General features: G+C 64.1%; 17 protein-coding genes and 4 tRNA genes. 10 read left to right on the forward strand and 11 right to left on the reverse strand.

The genetic code is table 11. The annotated features are described in order from the left end of the window. Window positions 1–71: 71 nt before the first annotated feature. Together AC3A6M_RS16700 and AC3A6M_RS16705 are read left to right on the forward strand one after the other, a co-directional pair. Window positions 72–1,016, forward strand: a complete 945-nt coding sequence (locus AC3A6M_RS16700; RefSeq protein WP_487853852.1) for a D-2-hydroxyacid dehydrogenase — start codon at window positions 72–74, stop codon at window positions 1,014–1,016. Between the two features lie 56 nt (window positions 1,017–1,072). Continuing rightward, entirely contained in the window at window positions 1,073–1,453 is a 381-nt protein-coding gene (locus AC3A6M_RS16705) for a group III truncated hemoglobin (protein WP_487853853.1), read from the forward strand. A 9-nt stretch (window positions 1,454–1,462) separates the two neighbouring features. On the opposite strand, the gene pyk is transcribed toward AC3A6M_RS16705, so the two are convergent. From pyk to AC3A6M_RS16725, 4 genes are all read right to left on the reverse strand, one after another. Continuing rightward, window positions 1,463–2,881, reverse strand: coding sequence for a pyruvate kinase (gene pyk / locus AC3A6M_RS16710; RefSeq protein WP_487853854.1), 1,419 nt, complete (start codon window positions 2,879–2,881; stop codon window positions 1,463–1,465). Window positions 2,882–2,889: 8 nt separating this feature from the next. After that, window positions 2,890–4,155, reverse strand: a complete 1,266-nt coding sequence (locus AC3A6M_RS16715) for a glycerate kinase type-2 family protein (RefSeq protein WP_487853855.1) — start codon at window positions 4,153–4,155, stop codon at window positions 2,890–2,892. 12 nt (window positions 4,156–4,167) lie between these two features. Beyond that, the gene (locus AC3A6M_RS16720) at window positions 4,168–5,517 is read right to left on the reverse strand and encodes a dicarboxylate/amino acid:cation symporter (protein WP_487853856.1); all 1,350 of its coding nucleotides are present in this window, start codon (window positions 5,515–5,517) and stop codon (window positions 4,168–4,170) included. Between the two features lie 71 nt (window positions 5,518–5,588). Then, window positions 5,589–6,677, reverse strand: a complete 1,089-nt coding sequence (locus AC3A6M_RS16725) for a tartrate dehydrogenase (protein WP_487853857.1) — start codon at window positions 6,675–6,677, stop codon at window positions 5,589–5,591. Between the two features lie 114 nt (window positions 6,678–6,791). Here AC3A6M_RS16725 and AC3A6M_RS16730 point away from each other — a divergent pair, with 114 nt between their 5' ends. Then, window positions 6,792–7,757 carry a LysR family transcriptional regulator gene (locus AC3A6M_RS16730; protein WP_487853858.1) on the forward strand — a complete coding sequence of 322 codons (966 nt, stop codon included), beginning with the start codon at window positions 6,792–6,794 and terminating at the stop codon, window positions 7,755–7,757. On the opposite strand, the gene AC3A6M_RS16735 is transcribed toward AC3A6M_RS16730, so the two are convergent. Both AC3A6M_RS16735 and AC3A6M_RS16740 read right to left on the reverse strand, forming a co-directional pair. Then, window positions 7,721–8,782 (reverse strand): GGDEF domain-containing protein, encoded by a 1,062-nt coding sequence (locus tag AC3A6M_RS16735; protein ID WP_487853859.1) that lies wholly within the window; start codon window positions 8,780–8,782, stop codon window positions 7,721–7,723. The genes AC3A6M_RS16730 and AC3A6M_RS16735 overlap by 37 nt on opposite strands. Window positions 8,783–9,075: 293 nt before the next feature. Next, window positions 9,076–9,393, reverse strand: a complete 318-nt coding sequence (locus AC3A6M_RS16740; protein WP_487853860.1) for a hypothetical protein — start codon at window positions 9,391–9,393, stop codon at window positions 9,076–9,078. A 2-nt stretch (window positions 9,394–9,395) separates the two neighbouring features. On the opposite strand from AC3A6M_RS16740, the gene AC3A6M_RS16745 reads away from it, so the two are divergent. After that, a complete protein-coding gene (locus AC3A6M_RS16745; protein WP_487853861.1) occupies window positions 9,396–9,548 on the forward strand; it encodes a hypothetical protein in 153 nt (50 codons plus the stop codon). A gap of 488 nt (window positions 9,549–10,036) precedes the next feature. On the opposite strand, the gene AC3A6M_RS16750 is transcribed toward AC3A6M_RS16745, so the two are convergent. From AC3A6M_RS16750 to AC3A6M_RS16760, 3 genes are all read right to left on the reverse strand, one after another. After that, window positions 10,037–10,483, reverse strand: coding sequence for a hypothetical protein (locus tag AC3A6M_RS16750; protein ID WP_487853862.1), 447 nt, complete (start codon window positions 10,481–10,483; stop codon window positions 10,037–10,039). Further along, window positions 10,465–10,689, reverse strand: coding sequence for a hypothetical protein (locus AC3A6M_RS16755; RefSeq protein WP_487853863.1), 225 nt, complete (start codon window positions 10,687–10,689; stop codon window positions 10,465–10,467). The genes AC3A6M_RS16750 and AC3A6M_RS16755 overlap by 19 nt, the downstream gene beginning before the upstream one ends. A gap of 951 nt (window positions 10,690–11,640) precedes the next feature. Continuing rightward, on the reverse strand, window positions 11,641–15,525 hold the full coding sequence (locus AC3A6M_RS16760; protein ID WP_487853864.1) for a two-component regulator propeller domain-containing protein: 3,885 nt from the start codon (window positions 15,523–15,525) through the stop codon (window positions 11,641–11,643). 106 nt (window positions 15,526–15,631) lie between these two features. Between AC3A6M_RS16760 and AC3A6M_RS16765 the strand changes: the two genes are divergently transcribed. From AC3A6M_RS16765 to AC3A6M_RS16785, 5 genes are all read left to right on the forward strand, one after another. Further along, window positions 15,632–15,708 (forward strand) — tRNA-Arg (locus tag AC3A6M_RS16765). 156 nt (window positions 15,709–15,864) lie between these two features. After that, a tRNA-Arg gene (locus tag AC3A6M_RS16770) sits at window positions 15,865–15,941 on the forward strand. A gap of 165 nt (window positions 15,942–16,106) precedes the next feature. Next, window positions 16,107–16,183, forward strand: a tRNA-Arg gene (locus tag AC3A6M_RS16775). Window positions 16,184–16,350: 167 nt separating this feature from the next. Beyond that, window positions 16,351–16,427: transfer RNA gene (locus tag AC3A6M_RS16780), tRNA-Arg, on the forward strand. A gap of 422 nt (window positions 16,428–16,849) precedes the next feature. Continuing rightward, window positions 16,850–17,446, forward strand: coding sequence for an FxDxF family PEP-CTERM protein (locus AC3A6M_RS16785; protein WP_487853865.1), 597 nt, complete (start codon window positions 16,850–16,852; stop codon window positions 17,444–17,446). Between the two features lie 59 nt (window positions 17,447–17,505). Here the strand turns inward: AC3A6M_RS16785 and AC3A6M_RS16790 are convergent, their stop codons facing one another. Together AC3A6M_RS16790 and AC3A6M_RS16795 are read right to left on the reverse strand one after the other, a co-directional pair. Then, on the reverse strand, window positions 17,506–19,419 hold the full coding sequence (locus AC3A6M_RS16790; RefSeq protein WP_487853866.1) for a sensor histidine kinase, YfiR-like protein-associated: 1,914 nt from the start codon (window positions 19,417–19,419) through the stop codon (window positions 17,506–17,508). Beyond that, window positions 19,416–20,027, reverse strand: a complete 612-nt coding sequence (locus AC3A6M_RS16795; protein ID WP_487853867.1) for a TOL_0243 family YfiR-like periplasmic protein — start codon at window positions 20,025–20,027, stop codon at window positions 19,416–19,418. The genes AC3A6M_RS16790 and AC3A6M_RS16795 overlap by 4 nt, the downstream gene beginning before the upstream one ends. A 533-nt stretch (window positions 20,028–20,560) precedes the next feature. Between AC3A6M_RS16795 and AC3A6M_RS16800 the strand changes: the two genes are divergently transcribed. Further along, complete coding sequence (locus AC3A6M_RS16800; RefSeq protein ID WP_487853870.1) at window positions 20,561–20,866, forward strand: transposase family protein; 306 nt, start codon at window positions 20,561–20,563, stop codon at window positions 20,864–20,866. Window positions 20,867–20,916: the final 50 nt, after the last annotated feature.

Here is a 20,916-nt window from a genome sequence, read left to right on the forward strand (position 1 = left end):
AGACAGGACTAGCTCCTGTCTTTTTTTCGTCAGCAATCTACAATGACGGTTCCCCATCGACCGGAACCGCCATGCACAAGATCGTCTTCCTCGACCGCGACAGCCTGATCGCCACCATCCGTCCACCCGCCTTCGAGCACGCCTGGCAGGATTATCCGGCCACCGCGCCGCACGAAGTCGTGGAGCGCCTGCGCGGGGCCACGGTCGCGATCACCAACAAGGTGCCGCTGCGCGCCGCCGAGATCGCGCAGCTGCCCGACCTGAAGCTGGTGGCGGTGGCCGCGACCGGGACCGACAACGTCGACCTGGCTGCCTGCCGCGAGCGCGGCATCGCGGTCTGCAATATCCGGAATTACTCGGTGGTGTCGGTGCCCGAGCACTGCTTCGCCCTGATGCTGGCGGTGCGCCGCAACCTGATGGCCTACGCTCTCGATGTCGCCGCCGGGCGCTGGGAGCAGTCGACCCGCTTCTGCCTGCTCGACCACCCGATCGCCGACCTGGCCGGCAGCCGCCTCGGCATCCTCGGCTACGGCGCGCTGGGCCGGCGCGTGGCGCAGATCGGCCGCGCCTTCGGGATGGAGATCGCGGTCGCCTCGCGCTCGAAGGTAGCCGAGCCCGACCTGGTGCAGCTGCCCCTGGCCGAGCTGCTGGCGACGTCCGACGTGGTCAGCCTGCACCTGCCGCTCACCGAGCAGACCCGCCACATGATCGGCGCGGCCGAGCTGGCGTCGATGAAGAAGAGCGCCATCCTGATCAATACCGCGCGCGGCGGCCTGGTGGACGAGGCGGCGCTGGCCGAGGCGCTGAAGAACGGCGTGATCGCCGGCGCCGGCTTCGACGTCCTGAGCAAGGAGCCGCCCGTGCCCGGGAACCCGCTGCTGAAACTGAACCTGCCGAACTTCGTGCTGACCCCGCACGTGGCCTGGGCCAGCGGCGGCGCGATGCAGACGCTGGCCGACATGCTGGTCGAGAATATCGACGCCTGGGCGGCCGGCAACCCGAAGAACCTTGTTTAACTAACGCGTCGTCGTTCCCGGCACTGCCGGAAACGCCCCCCGCGCAGTCCCCAAGTATGGATTCCAACGCAATCACCCCGTCGACCATCGTCCAGCTGGTCGACACCTTCTACTCCCGCGTGCGGGAAGACGCCGTGCTGGGCCCCGTGTTCGAGGCGAAGCTGGCCGGCCACTGGGACGAGCACATGCCGCGCATGTATGCGTTCTGGACCAAGGTCCTGCTCGATACCGGCGAATTCCAGGGCAACGTGTTCGGCAAGCACATGGCCTTGAGCGGCATCGGCAAGGAACACTTCGTCCGCTGGCTCACCTTGTTCAAGATGACCGCGATCGAAGTGTTCGGACTGGAAGGCGCCGAGCCGGCGATCCTGGTCGCCAATCGCATCGCCAGCAGCCTGCAGCTGGGCTTTTTCGGAGATATCCAGGTCCAGGCCTGAGCGGGGCCGTCAATCGAGCCGCGCGATCCGCAGCAGGTTGGTGGTGCCCGATGCGCCGAACGGCATGCCGGCGGCGATGACGATGCTCTGCCCCTCGCCTGCCAGTCCCTCGCGCCGCGCGGTGGCGCAGGCGAAGTCCGTCATTTCGGAGACGTCGGCGACATCATGGGTCAGCACCGCGTGCACGCCCCACACCAGCGCCAGCGCGCGTGCGGTGGCGAGCTTCGGCGTCATGCCGATGATGGGCGCCTGCGGCCGTTCCCGCGCCAGCCGCAGCGCCGAGTGGCCGGAACTGGTGTAGGCGGCGGTCGCCGCAACCCCGAGCAGCTCGGCCACGTTGCGCATCGCCAGGCCGATCGCATCGGCGATCTCGGCCCGGGCCGGGCTCTGGCCGGCGGCGATGCTCTCGCGATAGAACGGATCGGACTCGGTCTGGACGATGATGTTGTTCATCATGGTGACCGCCTCGACCGGGTACTTGCCCGACGCGGATTCGGCGGACAGCATCACCGCATCCACGCCGTCGTAGATCGCGGTCGCCACGTCCGAGGCTTCGGCCCGCGTCGGCACCGGCGCCGCCACCATCGATTCGAGCATCTGGGTCGCGACGATGACCGGCTTGCCCAGGCGGCGGCAGACCCGCACGATGCGTTTCTGGATCGCCGGCACCTGCTCGGCGGGCATCTCGACGCCCAGGTCGCCGCGCGCCACCATGACGGCGTCGGCTTCCTCGACGATGGCTTCGAGATCGCCGATCGCCGCCGGCTTTTCCAGCTTGGCGACGATCCGGGCGCGTCCCTGGACGATCTCCTTGATCTCGCGGATGTCTTCGACCCGCTGCACGAAGGACAGCGCGATCCAGTCGGCTCCCAGGCCCAGGCCGAACGCCAGGTCCTTGCGGTCCTTCTCGGTCAGCGCCGACAGCGGCAGCACGACGCCCGGCACGTTGACGCCCTTGCGGTCGGACAGCACGCCGCCGTTGACGACGACGGTGTCCGCCGACTCGGCATTGAATTTCTCGACCCTCAGCTCGATCCGGCCGTCGTCGAGCAGCAGCCTGGCGCCGGGTTCCAGCGCGGCGAAGATCTCGGGATGCGGCAGCGAGACGCGCGAACGGTCTCCCGGCTGGCCGGCGTTCAGGTCGAGCCGGAACGGCGCACCGGCTTCCAGCACCACCTTCCCTTCGGCAAAGGCGCCGATCCGCAGCTTCGGTCCCTGCAGGTCGACCAGGACGCCGACCGGGCGGCCCAGCGACTGCTCCAGCGCGCGCAGCTTGTCGAGGCGCGCCTTGTGGTCGTCGTGGGTTCCGTGGCTGAAATTCAGGCGGAACACGTCGGCGCCGGCGCGGAACAGGGATTCGATGGTGGCGGCGTCCGTGCTGGCCGGCCCCAGGGTGGCGACGATTTTCGCCTTGCGATGACGATGCATGGTTTGTCCTATCGGGGCGCGTCGATCAGGATCGCGCGGAAGTCGTTGACGTTGGTGAGCGTGGGACCGGTCACGATGGAGTCGCCGAGCGCCTGGAAGAAGCCGTGCCCGTCGTTCCGGTCGAGGCTCTGCATGGGCCGGATCTCCCTGGCGAAAGCGCGCGCCAGGGTGTCGGGCGAAAAATAGGCGCCGGCGATTTCTTCCTGCCCGTCGACGCCATCGGTATCGCCGGCCAGCCCATGCACGCCGGGTTCGCCGCGCAGCGCGATCGCCGCCGCCAGCAGGAATTCGACATTGCGCCCGCCGCGGCCATCGCCGCGCACCGTGACCGTGGTTTCGCCGCCCGACAGCAGCACGCAGGGCGCCGCAAAGGGCTGGCCGCGCCTGGCGACTTGCAGCGCCATGCCGGCCATGACCTTGCCGACGTCGCGCGCCTCGCCTTCCAGGCTGTCGCCGAGGATGTGGACGGCAACCCCGGCCCGTTCGGCCACGCGGGCCGCCGCCTCGAGCGCCATCTGCGGCGTGGCCACGAAGCGGACTTCATGTCCTGCCAGGCGCGGATCGCCCGGCTTGACCGACTCCCCCGCCCCGCTTTCCAGCACTTCGCGCACCTTGCCCGGCAACGCGATCCGGTAGCGGCGCACGATGTCGAGGGCATCCGCGCAGGTGCTCGGGTCGGCCACCGTCGGGCCCGAGGCGATGTCGAAGGGCTCGTCGCCCGGCACGTCCGAGATCAGGAGCGTCACCACATGCGCCGGATGGCAGGCCGCGGCCAGCCGCCCGCCCTTGATGGCGGACAGGTGGCGCCGCACGCAGTTCATCTCGCCGATGCTGGCGCCGGACGCGAGCAGCGCCCGGCTGACCGCCTGCTTGTCTTCGAGGGTGATGCCGGGCAGCGGCAGCGGCAGCAGCGACGAACCGCCGCCGGAGACCAGGCACAGCACCGTGTCGTCGGCGCTCAGGCCGCCCACCAGCTCCAGCATGCGCTGTGCAGCACGTTCGCCGGCTGCATCGGGCACCGGGTGCGCCGCCTCGACGATCTCGATGCGTTCGCACGGCACCGCATAGCCGTAGCGCGTGACGACCAGGCCTTCCAGCTTGCCCGGCCAGGCGCGTTCGACTGCCCGCGCCATCGCCGCCGATGCCTTGCCTGCGCCGATCACCACCAGCCGGCCGTGCAGCTGGGCCGGCAGGTGGGGCGGAATGCATTTGTCCGGCTGGGCCGCCGCGATGGCGGCCCGGAACATCGCTTCCAGCAGTTCCTTGTGTTTCATCGGTGCCAGTCCTCAGGCCGAGACGTTATGGGGCTTGACCAGGCCGACCGGCAGGTCCTCGCGCACCTCGCCGGCGTGCGGCGCCGCGACGCCCTCCTGTTCGATCTGTTCGCCGTCCAGGATGCGGTTCATCCGGTTCTTGTCGACCGCGCCCACCCAGCGTGCGACGACCAGGGTGCCGACGCCGTTGCCGATGGTGTTGGTGATGGCGCGCGCCTCGGACATGAAGCGGTCGACGCCGAGCAGCAGCACCATGCCGGAGACCGGGATCTTGCCCATCGACGCCAGGGTGGCGGCCAGGGTGATGAAGCCGGAACCGGTGACGCCGGCCGAACCTTTCGAGGTGATCATCAGCACGCCCAGCACCACCAGCTGGTCCATCAGCGACAGCGGCGTGTTGGTGGCCTGGGCGATGAAGATCGCGGCCATGGTGTAGTAGATGCACTGGCCGTCCGGGTTGAAGGTGACGCCCGACGGCACCACCAGGCCGACCACCGGCTTCGACACGCCCAGGTACTCCAGCTTCTTCATCAGCTGCGGGACCACGGATTCCGACGAGCTGGTGCCGAGCACGGTGAAGATCTCTTCGCGGATGAAGCGCAGGAATTTCCAGATGCTGAAGCCGCAGATCCGGGAGACCACGCCGAGCACGATGAACACGAAGGCGACGCAGGTCAGGTACATGGAGCCCATCAGCTGGCCGAGCGACAGCAGCGAGGACAGGCCGTATTTGCCGACCGTGAAGGCGATGGCGCCGAAGGCGGCGAGCGGGGCGATCCGCATGACCATGCCGAGCACCATGAACATGCCGGTGTTGAAGGCTTCCAGCATGTCGACCACCGGCTTGGCGTGGCGGCCCATGCGCGACAGCGCGATGCCGAACATGGTGCCGAACACCAGGATCTGCAGGATGTCGTTCTTGGCCAGCGCATCGATCGCGCTGGTCGGGACCATGTTCAGCAGGAAGTCGACGAAGCCGGTCGATTTCGCCGCGGCCGCCGTGTAGTTGCTGATGCTCTTGGTGTCGAGGTGGGCCGGATCGACGTTCATGCCGGCGCCCGGCTGGACCACGTTCACGACGATCAGGCCGAGCAGCAGGGCGAAGGTCGACATGAGCTCGAAATAGATCAGGGCGCGTGCTCCGACGCGCCCCAGTTCCTTCAGGCTTTCCATCTTGGCGATGCCCAGCACCACCATCGCGAAGATGACCGGCGCGAACACCATCTTGATCAGGCGGATGAACAGGTCACCCAGCGGCTTCAGGTCGGTGCCGAACTTCGGATACAGGTAGCCGAGCAGGCCCCCTGCGATCACGCCGATCAAGACCTGGACGTACAGCTTTCCAAAAAAACTCCTGGACATGATGTCTCCTTTATCTGTCTGCTTCGTGTCCCCCCGGCTCTTCGCGGCCGGTCGGGGACGGGGGGTTATCGTCAGGCTGCGGCGCGCTCCTGGCTGCCGTTCAGGAAGTCGCACACCGCCCTGGTGACGTCGGCGGTGGTGGCCTGGCCGCCCAGGTCGCGGGTATGCAGCGACGGCGTCGAGGTCACGGCTTCGATCGCCTGCATGACCCGCTTCGCGGCGTCGTTTTCGCCCAGGTGCTCGAGCAGCATGACGACCGACCAGAAGGTGCCGATCGGGTTGGCCAATCCTTTGCCCATGATGTCGAAGGCCGAACCGTGGATCGGCTCGAACATCGACGGGTAGCGGCGCTCCGGATCGATGTTGCCGGTCGGGGCGATACCGAGGCTGCCGGCCAGGGCTGCCGCCAGGTCGCTCAGGATGTCGGCATGCAGGTTGGTGGCGACGATGGTGTCCAGGGTGGACGGGCGGTTGACCATGCGCGCGGTGGCCGCGTCGACCAGCTCCTTGTCCCACTTCACGTCCGGGAAATCCTTCGAGACCTGCACCGCGACCTCGTCCCACATCACCATCGCGTGGCGCTGGGCATTGCTCTTGGTGATGACAGTCAGCTGCTTGCGCGGACGCGACTGGGCCAGCTTGAAGGCGAAGCGAAGGATTCGCTCGACGCCGACGCGGGTCATCATGCTGACGTCGGTGGCGGCTTCGATCGGGTGGCCCTGGTGCACGCGGCCGCCGACGCCGGAATACTCGCCTTCCGAGTTTTCGCGCACGATGACCCAGTTCAGGTCTTCCGGCGCGCAGCGTTTCAGCGGACCGTCGATGCCCGGCAGGATGCGGGTCGGGCGCACGTTGGCGTATTGGTCGAATCCCTGGCAGATCTTCAGGCGCAGGCCCCACAGGGTGATGTGGTCGGCGATGTCCGGGTCGCCGGCCGAGCCGAACAGGATTGCGTCCTTGTTGCGCAGCGCGTCCAGGCCGTCGGCCGGCATCATCACGCCATGCTCGCGGTAATAGTCGCCGCCCCAGTCGAAATCTTCGAAGGAAAATTTGAACTTGCTGCTCGATGCGGCCAGCGCCTCCAGCACCTGGCGCCCTGCCGGCACCACTTCCTTGCCAATGCCGTCGCCGGGGATCGTCGCGATTTGGTAGGTCTTCATTGTTCCTGTCTCCTGTGTAGGTAAAAGTGCATCCGTGGACACACTTTATGCGCTGGACGCAGGCAAATATGTTGGCTAGACTTAATCCGTCTTTAACCCGAGGTTAAGAATCGAATGAGTAGTGGCATCCAGCCGGCCGAACTTGGCTTTTTCGTATCGTTGGGAACCTGCGGCAGCCTGAGCGGCGCGGCGCGTGAGCTGGGCATCAGCACCGCCGCCGTCAGCAAGCGGCTATCGCAAATGGAGGCCAGGCTGGGCGTGCCGCTGGTGAACCGGACCACGCGCCGGATGAGCCTGACGCCGGATGGGGAAGTGCTGTTCGAGCACGCGCGGCGCATCCTCGGCGAAATCGCCGACCTCGACCAGATGCTGGGCAGCGCGAAGGGGCAGCCAAAGGGTTTATTGCGGGTGAACGCCACGCTGGGCTTCGGCCGCCTGCACATCGCCCCCGCGATCTCGGCCTATGTGCTGAAGTATCCGGAAGTCGACGTGCAGCTGCAGCTGTCGGTCAATCCCCCGCCCCTGACCGAAGACCAGTTCGACGTCTGCATCCGCTTCGGGGAGCCGGGCGATACGCGCGTGATCGCGAAGAAGCTGGCGACCAACCGCCGCCTGCTGTGCGCCTCGCCGAGATACCTGGCCGCGCGCGGCGAGCCGCAGGCGCCGGCCGACCTGGTGCGCCACAACTGCATCTGCATCCGCCAGGGCGACGAGGCCTACGGCACCTGGCGCCTGCACCGCGACCGCGACGCCAGCGGCCCCGGAGAGACGGTCAAGGTGCGCGGCAACCTGACCACCAACGACGGCGAAATCGCCGTCAACTGGGCGCTCGACGGCCATGGCATCCTGATGCGCGCGGAATGGGACATCGAGCGCTACCTCGACAGCGGGCGCCTGGTGCAGGTGCTGCCGCAGTACCGCACGCCGGATGCCGACATCTATGCCATCTACCCGCAGCACCAGCACCAGTCGGCACGGATCCGGACGCTGGTGGCCTTCCTGACGCAGGCCTTTGAGCGCTTCGCCCTGCATCGCAGCGAGCGTCAGGCCAGTTCTTCGGACTCCGAGCAGTTGGTCTGAATCCGGTTGCGGCCGTTGCGCTTCGCCAGGTACATCAGCTTGTCCGCGCTCGCCAGGACCTCGGCCCGGTTCACCGGTGTCGCGCCGTCGATCAGGTGGACGCCGATACTGGCGCTGACCCCGGCGCCGGGGACGATTTCGAGCGCAGCGATATCGGTCCGCAGTTTTTCGAATGAATGGAGGACGTCGGCGTAGGTATCCGGGGTTTTCAGGGCGAACAGGAATTCATCGCCGCCATACCGCGCCGTCGCGCCGGCAATGCGATAGCGGATCAGGTCACTCACACGCATCAATAACTCGTCGCCGATCTGGTGGCCATGCGCGTCGTTGAATTGCTTGAATCCGTCCAGGTCCATTGCCACCACCGCGACCAGGCGGCCCGGTACCCGAACGGCTTCATCGATGGCTTCGTCGAGGCCGAAGCGGTTCAGCAATCCGGTCAGCGGATCCTGCCGGGCGCGCATGTCGGCCGCTTCCTTCGCGGCCAGCAAATCGTTCGTGCGCCGCTGCATGCGCAGGTTGTCCTTGCGGAGATGCTGGGAGATCGCGGCGGCATACACCGGCAGGCAGCTGTTCGACACGATCAGGCCCGCCGCGGCAAGGGGAACGCTGCGCCAGTATGCCGACATGGCCATCGCCGGAATCAGGCAAACCAGCCCGGCAAGCGCGCTTTTATAGGCATACGAGGGCCCATACCGGACGCCATAGCCGATGGACGCCAGCGCGGGGCACAGCAACAATGGCGCACCGACCTCTCCGAAGGCCACGTACAACAGCGCCATGCAGGCCTGGTCGATGACGATGCACAGGTTTAGCCGCGTCAACGACATGGCTTTCGCCTTGTGCGAGACCGCCACCATGCCGGCGGCGAAACCCAGATACAGCGCCAGCGCCCAATAGCTGAGCGCATTCCCGGCAGTCCTGTCGAAATGATAGGCACCGGCGAGGTAGACCATGAACACGGCTACGAAGGAAAGGCGGAACCTGGACTGGCTTTGTTCCAGGGAGTGGAAATACTGTTGCATGTGATCGGTAAAGCGGACGCGCGCGGGGCAGCTGTCTGTGCGGGAAGTGGCTCACTGTACAGGTTTTTTTAGGCTGGAAATGCGCGCTTTGTCACGGGCAGGCGGCGCGTTTCCCTTGTGTTGGTCAGCCAGACACTGCCCACATAAGCTCAGCGATGACTCGATGCATAACTTTTTACTCGCCGGGAAAACTAATCGTTAGCCCAAACCATAAATCATCGTTCGCATCACCCGTTAGCAAAAAATTCTCGCGCGCGCTTTTCGACGGTGTGTCGTACTCAACAGAGATCTCTTTACTCATCTCCTAACGGAATGTAATTCAAAGTAACGCAATTACCATCTATCGTGGCCTTTAACTCATAGTCGGCCGATATCGCCATATAGTGTGCTGTGTATAACGGCATCATGAACAGCCCGCACCAGTTTGAAGGCCCCTTCCAAGGTCCTATTTCAATCAACCCGATTTCATTGACCGGGAGCCACGAACCAACCTCCTTAGCAAGTAGTTTCCCCCTCCAGCCACCATCGATCGATACCACAAGCGGCTCACGAATATCAAATGCTCTCTTTATTTCTGCCTTGAAATTTTTACTAGGATATATCGTTTTCATTCATGGCCTCCACCAATGACCTTTTTGCATGCGGCAAGCGCGGCCCTGCCTCCCAGCTCGAACGCAATATCGAGCGCATTCACGAGCTCCCCAAGAGCAAACAGCGCTTCGTCAACGAAATGTTGGAAACCGTGCTGGCCCGGGCCAGTAGCTGAGCGTTCTTTTCTTAGCGGCTAAGGCCCCGCGCAGCGGGGTTGGGGAAGCTATTTTTCAATTATAAGAAAACAACGGCGCGAGCCGTCAAAGCCGGAGCTTGCATTACAAATCCCGGCGAAAGCCTATCCTGCGCGTTGGCAGGTTACAGTCGAAATCCTTGGTATTACCAAGCTTCGCCCGCCACGCCGGGCTTTGCAGACCATTCCTTACCACCCCAGTAATACGGCGAAGCCTTACCCCGTATTACCCGCGAAGCCAAGCGCAGCGCGGCTTTGCGCCGCAACCGCAGGTTGCGTGATGTGTGATGGTCGGAAGGGAATGGCGGCCCCCCCGCCACCTCCGCCCCGCCCATGACTTGCAGGGATTTGCATCCCAGGATCGATTTTTCCAGGCTACGAGTAGGATACGCGCAGCATACGCACCGGGCACGGACGGATTACAGCAGGATACAAGTGAGGTCCGGGCCAAGTGGGAGTAAGAAGTCTCGTCACGACCGAAACTCCCTGATCGCAATCAGCCAAAACAGGCCGCTTGCGGCTGCAGCATACCCCACGGCTAGAAGACCGCTCATCATCGAATTCTTGACAAGCCCGATCGCGTGTTCCGGTGAAGACTGATAGCTGCTTATTCCCAAGAATCCAAAAAACACGACATAGACGGCCAGTCCTACCAAAGCTCCAAGTACAACAAAACTCAGCGGACCAGTGAGCTTCCAACGCCTAGCCAGGAGGCAGGCTGGAATACCTAAGATGATTGCAGCGATGTAGCTCAATATGCCGAGCATTACCCCTCCGAACTCAGCATCGTGTCGCGGGACAAATTGCAAGTTGATGAGATAGAGCAGCAGCGCCGGCGCACCAGGGGCAATCAGAAAACCTAATAGCACTCGAACTCTTGAGCCGAACATTTTTACCCTCACTTCTTGCACGAACAAGCATTAATCGCATCGTCCGACAGGCCCTGCCATACATTGTTGATCGGACGGGCGAACGGCGAATACCCTGCTTGAAGTGCTCCCGTACCTTCACCGAAGTTGTTCATGGTGCCATCAGCGTCGTTCACGCGCGCGACGTAGCCAGGGAATAGTGGATGATTAGGCATCGTCACGTTCACGATCACTTGGTTTCCGTTGTAATTCATGGCATAGCTAGTCACAGGACTCGCCATGAATGACGGAACCCAACTCGGACTTGCGTTGTTTGGCGTTCCGCTTGGCGTCGCGGCACTTGGCGAGCCGGGCGTCGGATGATTGCGGACGTAGTCGTCAAGGCATTTCTTATCAAGGCCGGCTGTCTTCACCCACTCGTTGTAGTAGTGGTAATTTGCGGGGCCTGGTCCAAGACGATCTGGCCACCCTGCCGGGCGCGGGAAGCTGATATGAGGTCCGCCAGGTACGTTGCAGCTAACCGTCCCGCCAGATGCTACGCAATCCAATCCTCGCGGATCGAAGCGGCTGACAGGATTGCCGGAGACGTAGCCGTAGGTGTTGATGCCGCCACCAAGCGACTAGCATCATTGTTAATCGTGCCTTCGACCTTCGTAAAGCCAGCCGGGCAATCGCCTGTGAGGAACACGCCGCTGTAACTTGATGTAGTGCCTGGAGGCAGGTTATTTGGATTCGACGAGCTTACCGTCAAGTTCAACGTATATGCCACAAGACGCCCGTTGAGCGTTTGGGTACTCGCTTGCGGCACAATATCCCCCGGAATGTACCAGTAGGCATACGGTTGTTTCAGATATCCCGCCGTCAAGAAGTCTTTGGCGTCGAAAACCGTGGGCCACATGCCTTGATTGTTTGTACCAATATACCGAGGCTCGACGGTTTCCGCGTGAGTGAAGGGTGCGCAGAGTAGGCAAAAGATGATGCTAAATCGCAGAACGAGCTGAAGCCTTAGCTTAAGGATGTGCATACTAATTCCGATATTAGAATTTGCAACGAATGTTGACGTTGGTTAATTCTATATCGATTTTCAGAAATTGCACACAGGAAATTTTGTGTCTTTCCTCGACCTGCTCGGCAAATTTGTAGCCAAAGAGACTGTTACCCGGAATGCATATCGAAGGAAGATAGAAGTTAAATCGGCTACCTTCTTACTGAACCGATGATGAAGAAGAAATCGGCAAGCCCAACTCCGGCGTCTGCGCCGCCCGCAACGGCAAATCGACAATGAACACCGTACCGCCACCTGCACCGCTATCGACCCGAATACTCCCACCCAGCAGCGTGGTAACGATGTTGTAGGCAATATTCAACCCAAGCCCGGTCCCGCCCTGCCCCATCCGCGTCGTGAAGAAGGGATCGAAGATGCGCGACAAGTGCTCGGCCGGAATCCCGCGCCCGTCGTCGCGGAACGCGATCCGCACCTGGTCGGCACCCGACAGGCCGGCCGCCAGCACCATGGTTCCGCCGGGTCCGTCGAAGGCGTGCAGCAGCGCGTTGTTGATGAAGTTGAGCAGGACCTGGCCCAGCGGGCCCGGGTAGCTGTCCATGACAATGCCCGGCGCGACCTCGATCTCGAGGGCGTGGCCGCCGCGCCGCACCTGGTTCATGATGGTGGCGGCGATCTCATGGCAGACCTGGGCCAGGTCGAAGCGCCGGCGCTGGGTGCTGGCCTGGTCGACCGACACCTGCTTGAAGCTGTTCACCAGCTCGGCCGCGCCGTGCAGGCTGCGCTGGATCAGGGCGCTGGCTTCGCGGGCGGCGGCGATCCAGCCTTCCAGCTCCGATTTCTTCAGGTTGGCCTGGGCGAAGCGCGCCGCCAGCATGTCCGTCTTTTCCTGCAGGGTGCTGGCCATCAGCAGGCTGTTGCCGATCGGCGTATTCAGCTCGTGGGCCACGCCGGCCACCAGCGAGCCGAGCGAGGCCAGTTTCTCGCGGGCCGCGAGCTGGGCCTGCGTATCCTTCAGCTGGCGGTAGGCGTCGGCATTGTCGAGCGCCACGCCCAGGTAGGCGGCCAGGGTGCTGAGCATGTCGAGTTGCACGCGCTGGTAGGCGCGGCGCGTCCGGCTCTGCACGCACAGTACGCCCAGCGCGCGGGCGCCGACCAGGATCGGCACGCAGATCAGCGAGGCCGGCGGCCGCTCGCCCGGGCGGTCGGCCACGTCGCCGATCCAGCGCGGAGCGTCCGCGTCGAGATCGTCGATCAGGATCTCGTCGCCGGTTTCCAGGCAGCGCCGGCCCAGTGCCAGCACGCGCGTGCTGCACGCCTCCGACGGGCCGACGCGCCGCCCGTCCTCCTTCACGAAGGGATAGTCGAGCTCCAGGCCGGGACCGGCCACGCCGATCGCGAACACCTGCGCCTGCATCAACTGGCGCACCTGGCCGTAGACCTTGGTCATGATCGCTTCGCTGTCCAGGTTGGCGGTCAGGTCGCGCCCGATGTCGGACAGCAGCGCGATGTTGCGGCGTGCCTGCAGCGCCGCCTCCTTCTGCTGTTCCGCCGCCTCCTTCTGCAGCACCAGTTCGGCGGTGCGGGCGCCGACCGTGCGCTCCAGCCTCTCGGTCTGCTGGACCAGCACGCGGATGCGCAGGCGGTAGATGGCGACGCCGCCGCCCAGCAGCGCGAAGGTGGCGAGGAAGCGGAACCACCAGGTCATCCAGAACGACGGCGCGATCGTGATCCCGAGCCGCGCCGGGGCGTCGCTCCATAGGCCGTCCTTGTTGGCGGCGCGGACCTCGAACACGTAGCGGCCCGGGTCGAGGTTGGTGTAGGTGGCGAAGCGCTTGCTGGCGTCGGTCACGGTCCAGTCTTCGTCGAAACCCAGCAGGCGGTAGGCGAAGCGGTTGCTTTGCGGGTCGGCGTAGTGCAGCGCCGCGAACTCCAGCGTGAACACCGAATCGCGGTGCGGCAGCGCGACTTCCGCCGGCGCGCTGGCGCCGTGCGGCAGGCGCGAGCGGTTCTGCACCAGGAAATCGGTGATCACGGGTTGCGCCGGATACGGATTGTCGCGGACCGCGTCCGGCATGAAGGAAGTCATGCCATTCACGCCGCCGAAGTGCAGTTCGCCGTCGGCGCCGCGCGCGGCCGAACCGACGAAATAGGTGCCGTCCAGCAGGCCGTCCTTCGCGCTGTAGCTCTTGAACTCGCCCGTTGCCGGGTCGACGCGGGTCAGGCCGACCGTGGTGCTGACCCACAGCTCGCCGCGGCCGTCTTCGAGGATGCCGCCAATCGGCACCGGGCCGTGCCCGGTCGTCACCGGAAAATAGCGGAAGATCACGCGTCCGGCGGCGCCGTGTTCCATGCGATGCAGGCCGGCCGCGGTGCCGACCCAGATCTCGCCGCGCGCCGACTCGTACAGGTAATAGACGCGGTTATGGCGCAGGCTGGCCGGATCCTTGTCGTCGTGGCGGTAATGCGTGAAGGTGCCGCTGGCGCGGTCGAGGCGCTCCAGGCCGTTCTCGGTGCCGACCCAGATGTTGCCGGCGCGGTCTTCGAGCAGGGCGAAGCCGTAGTTTTCGCCGAGGCTGGCCGGATCGAGCGGGTCGTGGCGCCAGGCGCTCAGGATGTGACCGTCCAGGTCCAGCAGGAACAGGCCGCCGCGGGTGGCCACCCAGAGGTTGCCGGAGCGGTCCAGCATGAGGTCCTGGACGTGGTTGCCGGCCGAATCCCGGCCCAGCGGGACGGCCGTGAACCTGCCGCTGGCGGCGTCGCGCCAGGACAGGCCGGTCGGCGAGCCGACCCACAGGCGTCCACGGCCCGGCAGCACGGCGGTGATGGTGTCGTCCGGCAGGCTGCCGCGCCGCGCCGGGTCGTGGCGGATGCGCTCGACGCGCCCACTGATCGGCTCGAGGTGGATCAGCCCGGAACCGGTCGTGCCCAGCCACAGCCTGCCGTCGGCGCCGGCGGCGATCGCCCTGATCTTGCGGCTGGGGGTGGCGGATTTCTCGCCCGGCTCGCCCGGCAGCAGGATGAAACTGCCGAAGCCGCCGCTGGCGAGGTCGGCCCGGTTGATGCCGCTGAACAGGGTGCCGACCCACAGCGTGCCGGTGCGGTCGACGCGCACCGCGCTGACCTGGTTGTCCGACAGGCTGTGGCGGTCGAGCGGGACGTTGGTGTAGCCGACGAAACGCTGGCTGGCGGGGTCCAGCCATTTCAGGCCGTCGAGGTCGGTGCCGACCCAGAGGTTGTTGCCGGCGTCGTGGTACAGCGTCAGGATCCCGCTGTCGCCCATGCCTTCGGCCGCGCCGATGTGGCGGCGCTGCGGCTGGCCGTCGCCGATGCGCCAGGCGTCGAGGCCGGCGGCGGTGCCGATCCACAGGGTGCCGTTCTGGGCCATCGACAGCGACAGCACGGTATTGCGCTTGGCCCCGCCATGCGGGTCGATATCGTAATGGACGAAGCTGGCGGCGCCGGCCGGCAGGTAGTCGATGCCGACTCCGGTGCCGACCCACAGGCCGCCGCGCCCGTCGAGCGCCAGCGCGGTGACGCGGTCGTCGCGCAGGCTGGCCGGGTCGCCCGCGGCATGGCGAAAGGCGCGGAAGCGTCCGCTCGATGGGTCGAGGTGGACCAGGCCGTCGCCGGTGCCGATCCACAGCCCGCCGGCGCCGTCCCCGACGATGGCGGCGATGGCGCGGTTGCGCGCCACCTGCTCGCTGCCGGACACGAAAGGATAGCGGATGAACTTCTGGCTGGCCTCGTCGAAGCGGGCCAGGCCGCCGCGCGTGCCGAACCACAGCCGCCCTTCCCCATCCTCATGGGAAGCCTGGACGAAGTTGTCGGGCAGGCTGGCGGGATTGGCCGGATCGCTGCGGAAGGTGCGGATGCGGTAGCCGTCGTAGCGGTTCAGGCCGGCCTGGGTGCCGAACCACATGAAACCGGCCCGGTCCTGCAGGATCGTCTTCACGGTTTCCTGCGACAGCCCTTGTTCCAGGCTCAGGTGTTCGAAGCGCAGGCTGCGCGGTGCGCCGGCCTGGGCGGGCAGGCTGAAGGCGCAGGCCAGCACGCAGGCGGCGACGGCGGAGAAAAAACGGAACATAAGAAGTTTTCCGGAGTACAGCCTTCAATCTACCAGAAGCCCTCACTATGTTGAGAAAAATTAAGACTTCCCCCTGAGGGATGCCGCTGCTATAATAGCGACTCGGGCGGCTGTAGCTCAGCTGGATAGAGTACTTGGCTACGAACCAAGGGGTCGTGGGTTCGATTCCTGCCAGCCGCACCACTTATACTTGAGGAATGGCTCAGAAAGTTTTCGCTTTCTGGGCCATTTTTCTTTTGTGCGCTCCGCCCTGTTCCGGCATCGCTCTGTTCCCGTTATTTACGCGCTTTCATGGGGACTTTGCCAATCTTGGAAGGACTGCTATAATGCGTGCCTCGGGCGGCTGTAGCTCAGCTGGATAGAGTACTTGGCTACGAACCAAGGGGTCGTGGGTTCGATTCCTGCCAGCCGCACCAGTTATACTTGAGGAATGGCTCAGAAAGTTTTCGCTTTCTGGGCCATTTTTCTTTTCCGCCCCATCCTCATCGCGGCCAGGGCCAGGCACCCTGCCCTGGAGTCGGAACCGGGTCCGACGATGCACTTGGCCATTCGCAAAGACGCTGCTATAATGCGTGCCTCGGGCGGCTGTAGCTCAGCTGGATAGAGTACTTGGCTACGAACCAAGGGGTCGTGGGTTCGATTCCTGCCAGCCGCACCAACAATTCAAGACGAATGGCTCAGAAAGCGATTTCTGGGCCATTTTTCTTTTATTAACCAATTTCACAAGCATACTGTCAGCCGATTCCGACCAATTCGGACCCGTCTGTCGGCTCGCCGCGTGATCCTTTGCCAAATGGCAAAATTGCGCTATAATGCGTGCATCGGGCGGCTGTAGCTCAGCTGGATAGAGTACTTGGCTACGAACCAAGGGGTCGTGGGTTCGATTCCTGCCAGCCGCACCAACAATTCAAGACGAATGGCCCAGAAAGCGATTTCTGGGCCATTTTTCTTTGGCCCAGCCATATCCCCCTCTCCACAAGCGCTCCCTACAGGAAAATTTATTGCCGAGCGTTCAATAAAAGTTCGCTAACGGAAATAAACTCAGCAGAGGAGTTGCGCGCGTCTTCAAGTAGGACCGATCCTACAAATACCTGACAACTCTGCCAATTTTTTCTATTCGTCAATGCAAATGCACCGCTCTCCTCTATGAGAACAGGGTAAATCGCCAATCCGAAAAGAAATAATTGAACACCAGCACATTTCTCATCAGAGGCGCACACAAAAGCCGTTTTTCGCGCACTTCAGCGACGTTTTGTTAGGATGAAGTTCCCCGATTCTTGAAAACCAAGCTGCAGGACGCGGCTGTTTCTTTGCGAGGTAAGAAATGAAAAAATCTCTGATCGCTGGTATCGTGTTAGCTACCGCAACGTTGGGTTCTTCCGCCGTCATGGCACAAACCACCACTCCGGTAATGGTGGGCAACACTCCGCAGGTTCTGGACCTGACCACCGGTAGCGGCTTCTTTGGCGATACGTTCGGCGTCAATAACAATGGCGCCATGTTTTCCGACCGCTTCACCTTCTCGGTGAACAGCACCTCCGGCATGGACTTCGATGCCATCATCTCCTCGATCAGCCACACGGCAGATACCGGCCTTGACGTTACTGGCCTGTCCCTGTATCGCGCTGCTGGCGGCGACGGCAGCGGCACCGGCACCTTGGTCACGTCGGGCACCTCGCTGCAGTCGGGCAATATCGACGTGTGGACCCTGTCCACCGACAACCTGACTATGGGTAACTACTACGTCCTCGTCAGCGGCAACATCGTGTCCGACGCCAGCGCATCCTTTGGTGGCGCCGTGATGATGTCGCCGACTGCTCCGGTTCCGGAACCGGAAACCTACGGCATGATGATCGCCGGCCTGGGCGTCCTGGGCTTCCTGGCTCGCCGCCGCAAGCAGGCAGCGAACCAGGCAGCATAAGTTCCAGCGTCTGTCCGGACGGAATTGAAAGCGGAAGCGCGCAAGCGCCTCCGCTTTTTTTACGTCCGCAGCTTCTTGATCAGGCTGCGGTTGCCGAGGATTTCCTCGATCTGCTCGAAGCGCACCGGCTTGACCATGTGGTGGTCGAAGCCCGCTTCGAAGGCCAGCTGGCGGTCTTTTTCCTGGCCCCAGCCGGTCACCGCGATCATCACCGTCATCGCCCCGCATGACAGGCCGCGGATTCCGCGCGCCAGGTCGTAGCCGGACATCTGCGGCAGGCCGATGTCGAGGAAGGCGTAATCCGGGCAGAAGCGCTTGGCGGCCGCCAGCGCGTCCGGACCATTGTGCGTGATCACCACGCTATGCCCCATCGCCGTCAGCAGGGCGCCGATGCTGTTCACGAAATCGACATTGTCGTCGGCCAGCAGGATGCGGTAGGTTTCCCCGCCGATGAAAGCCGCCGGGGTCGGCTTGGCCGGCAGTTCCGGATCGACCACGATCGGCAGGCGCACCACGAACTGGCTGCCGTGGCCCAGGCCGGCGCTGTGCGCCTCGATGCTGCCGCCATGCAGTTCCACCAGCTTGCGCGCCAACGACAGGCCCACGCCCAGGCCGGCGGTCGAGCGCTCGAGGGTCGAATCGACCTGCACGAACATCTCGAACACGGTATGCAGCATCTCGGGCTCGATGCCGATGCCGGTATCGGCCACCACCAGCACCAGGGTGCGGTCCTCGACCGTCGCCTTCAGGCTGACGCGCCCGCCGCGGTTGGTGTACTTGGCGGCATTGTTGAGCAGGTTCGACAGGATCTGGGCCAGGCGCGTGGCGTCGCCGTTCAGGAACACCGGGCGGTCCGGCAGGTCGATCTGCAGCTCGTGGCCGTGCAGGTCGATATACGGGCGCACCACCTCGAGCGCATCGTTGACCACCGCCTTCAGCTCGACGCGGCCGGACTTGATCGTGAACTTGCCGGTATTGATGCGCGACACGTCCAGCAGGTCATCCACCAGGCGCACCATCTGGCGCAGCTGGCGTTCCATGATATCGGTGGCGCGCTGGGTCGCCTGGGCGTCGCCGCTGCGCAGGCGCAGGATGTCGAGGCCGGTGCGGATCGGCGCCAGCGGATTGCGCAGCTCGTGCGCCAGGGTGGCCAGGAATTCGTCCTTGCGGCGGTCGGCCACGATCAGGGCCTGTTCGGCGCGCTCGCGCACCTGCATCTCGTGCTCCAGGGTCGCATTCGCTTCCTGCAGCGCGTGCGAGCGGCGCCCGAGCTCGGCCAGCATGTCGTTGAAGGCGTCGATCAGGACCCCGATCTCGCCCTTTTCCTTGCCCGGCACCCGCAGGCTGAAGTCGCGCCGCTGCATCACTTGGCGCGCGACGTCGGTGACGGCTTCCAGCGGCCGCGTGATGGCTTCCTGCAGGCGCGACGCCACCAGCCAGGCCACCGCCAGCGCACCCAGCATCACCGCGCCGAGGATCGCGCCGTAGCTGAGCAGCCGGTCGAACAGGCCATAGCGCGCGCGCAGGTAGACCGTGCCCACCATGTCGCCGTTCTCGACGATGTTGCGGAACACCACCAGCTCGCTGCCCTCGATGCGGTAGCCGGAGGCCTGCGGCCGCTCCGGCAGGCGCAGCGCGGCGCCGGAGGCCGACGGCGCGACATAGCCGGCGAACCGGCTCCCGGTACTGGTATAGATGGCGGCCGCCAGGATCTGCGGGCGCACCCTCAGCACCGCCAGGTTCTGGCGCGCCGTCTCGTCGTCGTTGAAGGCCAGCGCCGGTGCGGTCACGCGCGCCATGATGTCGGCCTGGGTCATCAGGTCGTCGGTCCAGTAGCGCTGGAAGGCGCGCAGGTCGACCAGCAGCATCGCGCAGGATGCCGCCACCAGTGCCGCCAGGGTGGTCGAGACCGCCATCAGGATCAGTTTGCGGCGGACCGAGCCGCTATCGCGCATGCGCATGGTCCAGCTCATTGCAGCGCTCCTTTCTGCACCCGGTTCGCCACCGTCAGCAGGCGCGAACTGAGTTTGATGCCGTTACGTTCCGCGGCGTCCAGCGCCACGTCGAAGCGCACGCGCTCGTCGACGATGCGGAAATTGATCGCGCTGCCCTGCTGCAGGCCGCCGTCGCATTCGGTCACGACCAGCATCGCATTGCCGGCCGCGCGCACCATGCGCCCCACCCTTGCCGGATCGGCCCCGCCGATGAACAGCAGGTGCACCGGGGTGCCGAGCTCGGACTCGCGCAGCGCGCGCACCGCGATGGTCCGGTTGTTGACGGTGCGGCCGCTGACGATGCGCGCCAGTTCGGCCGCCAGGTCGTCGGCGCCGATCACGCCGATGGTGACCGGGCTGGCCGGATCGGCGAAGGCGCCGGGCGGGAATTCGGCGTAGCCAAGGAATTTATACAGGAAGGCCGCCTTCACGCGCCGTTCGAGTGCGGGACTGGTGGCGGCATTGTCGGCCTGCGCCGGCGCCACCAGGCCATGCTCGGCGCACAAGGCCGCGGCGCACAGCAGCGCCCAGCCGGCCAGGCGGCGGCGTAGTCCTCGGTTCGGGGATGGGCTCGGGTGACGGTGCATCGGCCGGCTCAGGAAACGAAGACAGGGGTGGGACAGGCAGCGGGCAGCGCCGACCGTAAATACGGCACTTCGGGCAATGCAGAGGGCAGCGGGAGACTCGTGATCATCTTGCTATCCTAGAGCATTTTCCCCAGTGCACCAAGCGTGCGCACCCCGACAAGTGTTCAAGCGGCCTCTGCTGTGCTATTTAGGCGATTAATAACGGTCATTACAAATATAAATTGGATTTCTTTTTTGCGATGCAGCATCATGCTTCCTGTCTCCTCTATTCTCCTCCAAGGATAGATTCAGCCCGCTCCCGTAGCGGGCTTTTTTTTGGTTCTTCACGGATTAGCGGGAAGTAAGCGGTAAACGAAGAAAGCGGTAAAGAAGAGTTAGACTTGTTGTGCGACCAACAAAACCTGACTCAACTTACCGCTTTCATGACGGATCATAATCTCGAGCTCCCGTTCTGGGAAGGCTTTATTGCATCAAAATTGGAGCGCCGATCTGGCGCTGTGTGGATCGAGCTGCGACGCTGTCCATCAGCGCCGATGGTATGCAGTGGCTGTGGTCACCATTGCTATCGGGTCCACGAAGCAGGAGTGCGGGTCATTCGTGAACTCCCTATGCTGGGGCAACCCGTGTGGCTGCGTGTGCCGATCAGGCGTCTGCGGTGCAGTCAGTGCGGAACGCGGACCGAGCGCGTCAGCTGGCTTGATCGCCACGCCCGGGTAACCCGAGCGCTGGCCGACTTCGTGGCCGCGTGGTGCGAAAAGCTGCCTGTCGCTCACGTCTGTGAACTGAACCCCGAAAGTTGGACACCAACTTTTGGGTTTTTTCATGACGAAATACGATGAGCGTTTCAAGCTCTCGGTGGTACAGCAATACCTGGACGGTAAAGGCGGCT

The sequence above is a fragment of the Telluria sp. Soil_C_11 genome (assembly GCF_057657395.1).

What these genes read in the sequence shown, in the direction of transcription:
- AC3A6M_RS16800 (WP_487853870.1), top strand. Translation starts at nt 20,561, where the DNA reads ATGGTATGCAGTGGCTGTGGTCACCATTGCTATCGGGTCCACGAAGCA.
- pyk (WP_487853854.1), bottom strand. Translation starts at nt 2,881, where the DNA reads ATGCATCGTCATCGCAAGGCGAAAATCGTCGCCACCCTGGGGCCGGCC.
- AC3A6M_RS16790 (WP_487853866.1), bottom strand. Translation starts at nt 19,419, where the DNA reads ATGAGCTGGACCATGCGCATGCGCGATAGCGGCTCGGTCCGCCGCAAA.
- AC3A6M_RS16795 (WP_487853867.1), bottom strand. Translation starts at nt 20,027, where the DNA reads ATGCACCGTCACCCGAGCCCATCCCCGAACCGAGGACTACGCCGCCGC.
- AC3A6M_RS16720 (WP_487853856.1), bottom strand. Translation starts at nt 5,517, where the DNA reads ATGTCCAGGAGTTTTTTTGGAAAGCTGTACGTCCAGGTCTTGATCGGC.
- AC3A6M_RS16755 (WP_487853863.1), bottom strand. Translation starts at nt 10,689, where the DNA reads ATGAATTACAACGGAAACCAAGTGATCGTGAACGTGACGATGCCTAAT.
- AC3A6M_RS16725 (WP_487853857.1), bottom strand. Translation starts at nt 6,677, where the DNA reads ATGAAGACCTACCAAATCGCGACGATCCCCGGCGACGGCATTGGCAAG.
- AC3A6M_RS16745 (WP_487853861.1), top strand. Translation starts at nt 9,396, where the DNA reads ATGGCCTCCACCAATGACCTTTTTGCATGCGGCAAGCGCGGCCCTGCC.
- AC3A6M_RS16705 (WP_487853853.1), top strand. Translation starts at nt 1,073, where the DNA reads ATGGATTCCAACGCAATCACCCCGTCGACCATCGTCCAGCTGGTCGAC.
- AC3A6M_RS16730 (WP_487853858.1), top strand. Translation starts at nt 6,792, where the DNA reads ATGAGTAGTGGCATCCAGCCGGCCGAACTTGGCTTTTTCGTATCGTTG.
- AC3A6M_RS16785 (WP_487853865.1), top strand. Translation starts at nt 16,850, where the DNA reads ATGAAAAAATCTCTGATCGCTGGTATCGTGTTAGCTACCGCAACGTTG.
- AC3A6M_RS16740 (WP_487853860.1), bottom strand. Translation starts at nt 9,393, where the DNA reads ATGAAAACGATATATCCTAGTAAAAATTTCAAGGCAGAAATAAAGAGA.
- AC3A6M_RS16735 (WP_487853859.1), bottom strand. Translation starts at nt 8,782, where the DNA reads ATGCAACAGTATTTCCACTCCCTGGAACAAAGCCAGTCCAGGTTCCGC.
- AC3A6M_RS16715 (WP_487853855.1), bottom strand. Translation starts at nt 4,155, where the DNA reads ATGAAACACAAGGAACTGCTGGAAGCGATGTTCCGGGCCGCCATCGCG.
- AC3A6M_RS16700 (WP_487853852.1), top strand. Translation starts at nt 72, where the DNA reads ATGCACAAGATCGTCTTCCTCGACCGCGACAGCCTGATCGCCACCATC.
- AC3A6M_RS16760 (WP_487853864.1), bottom strand. Translation starts at nt 15,525, where the DNA reads ATGTTCCGTTTTTTCTCCGCCGTCGCCGCCTGCGTGCTGGCCTGCGCC.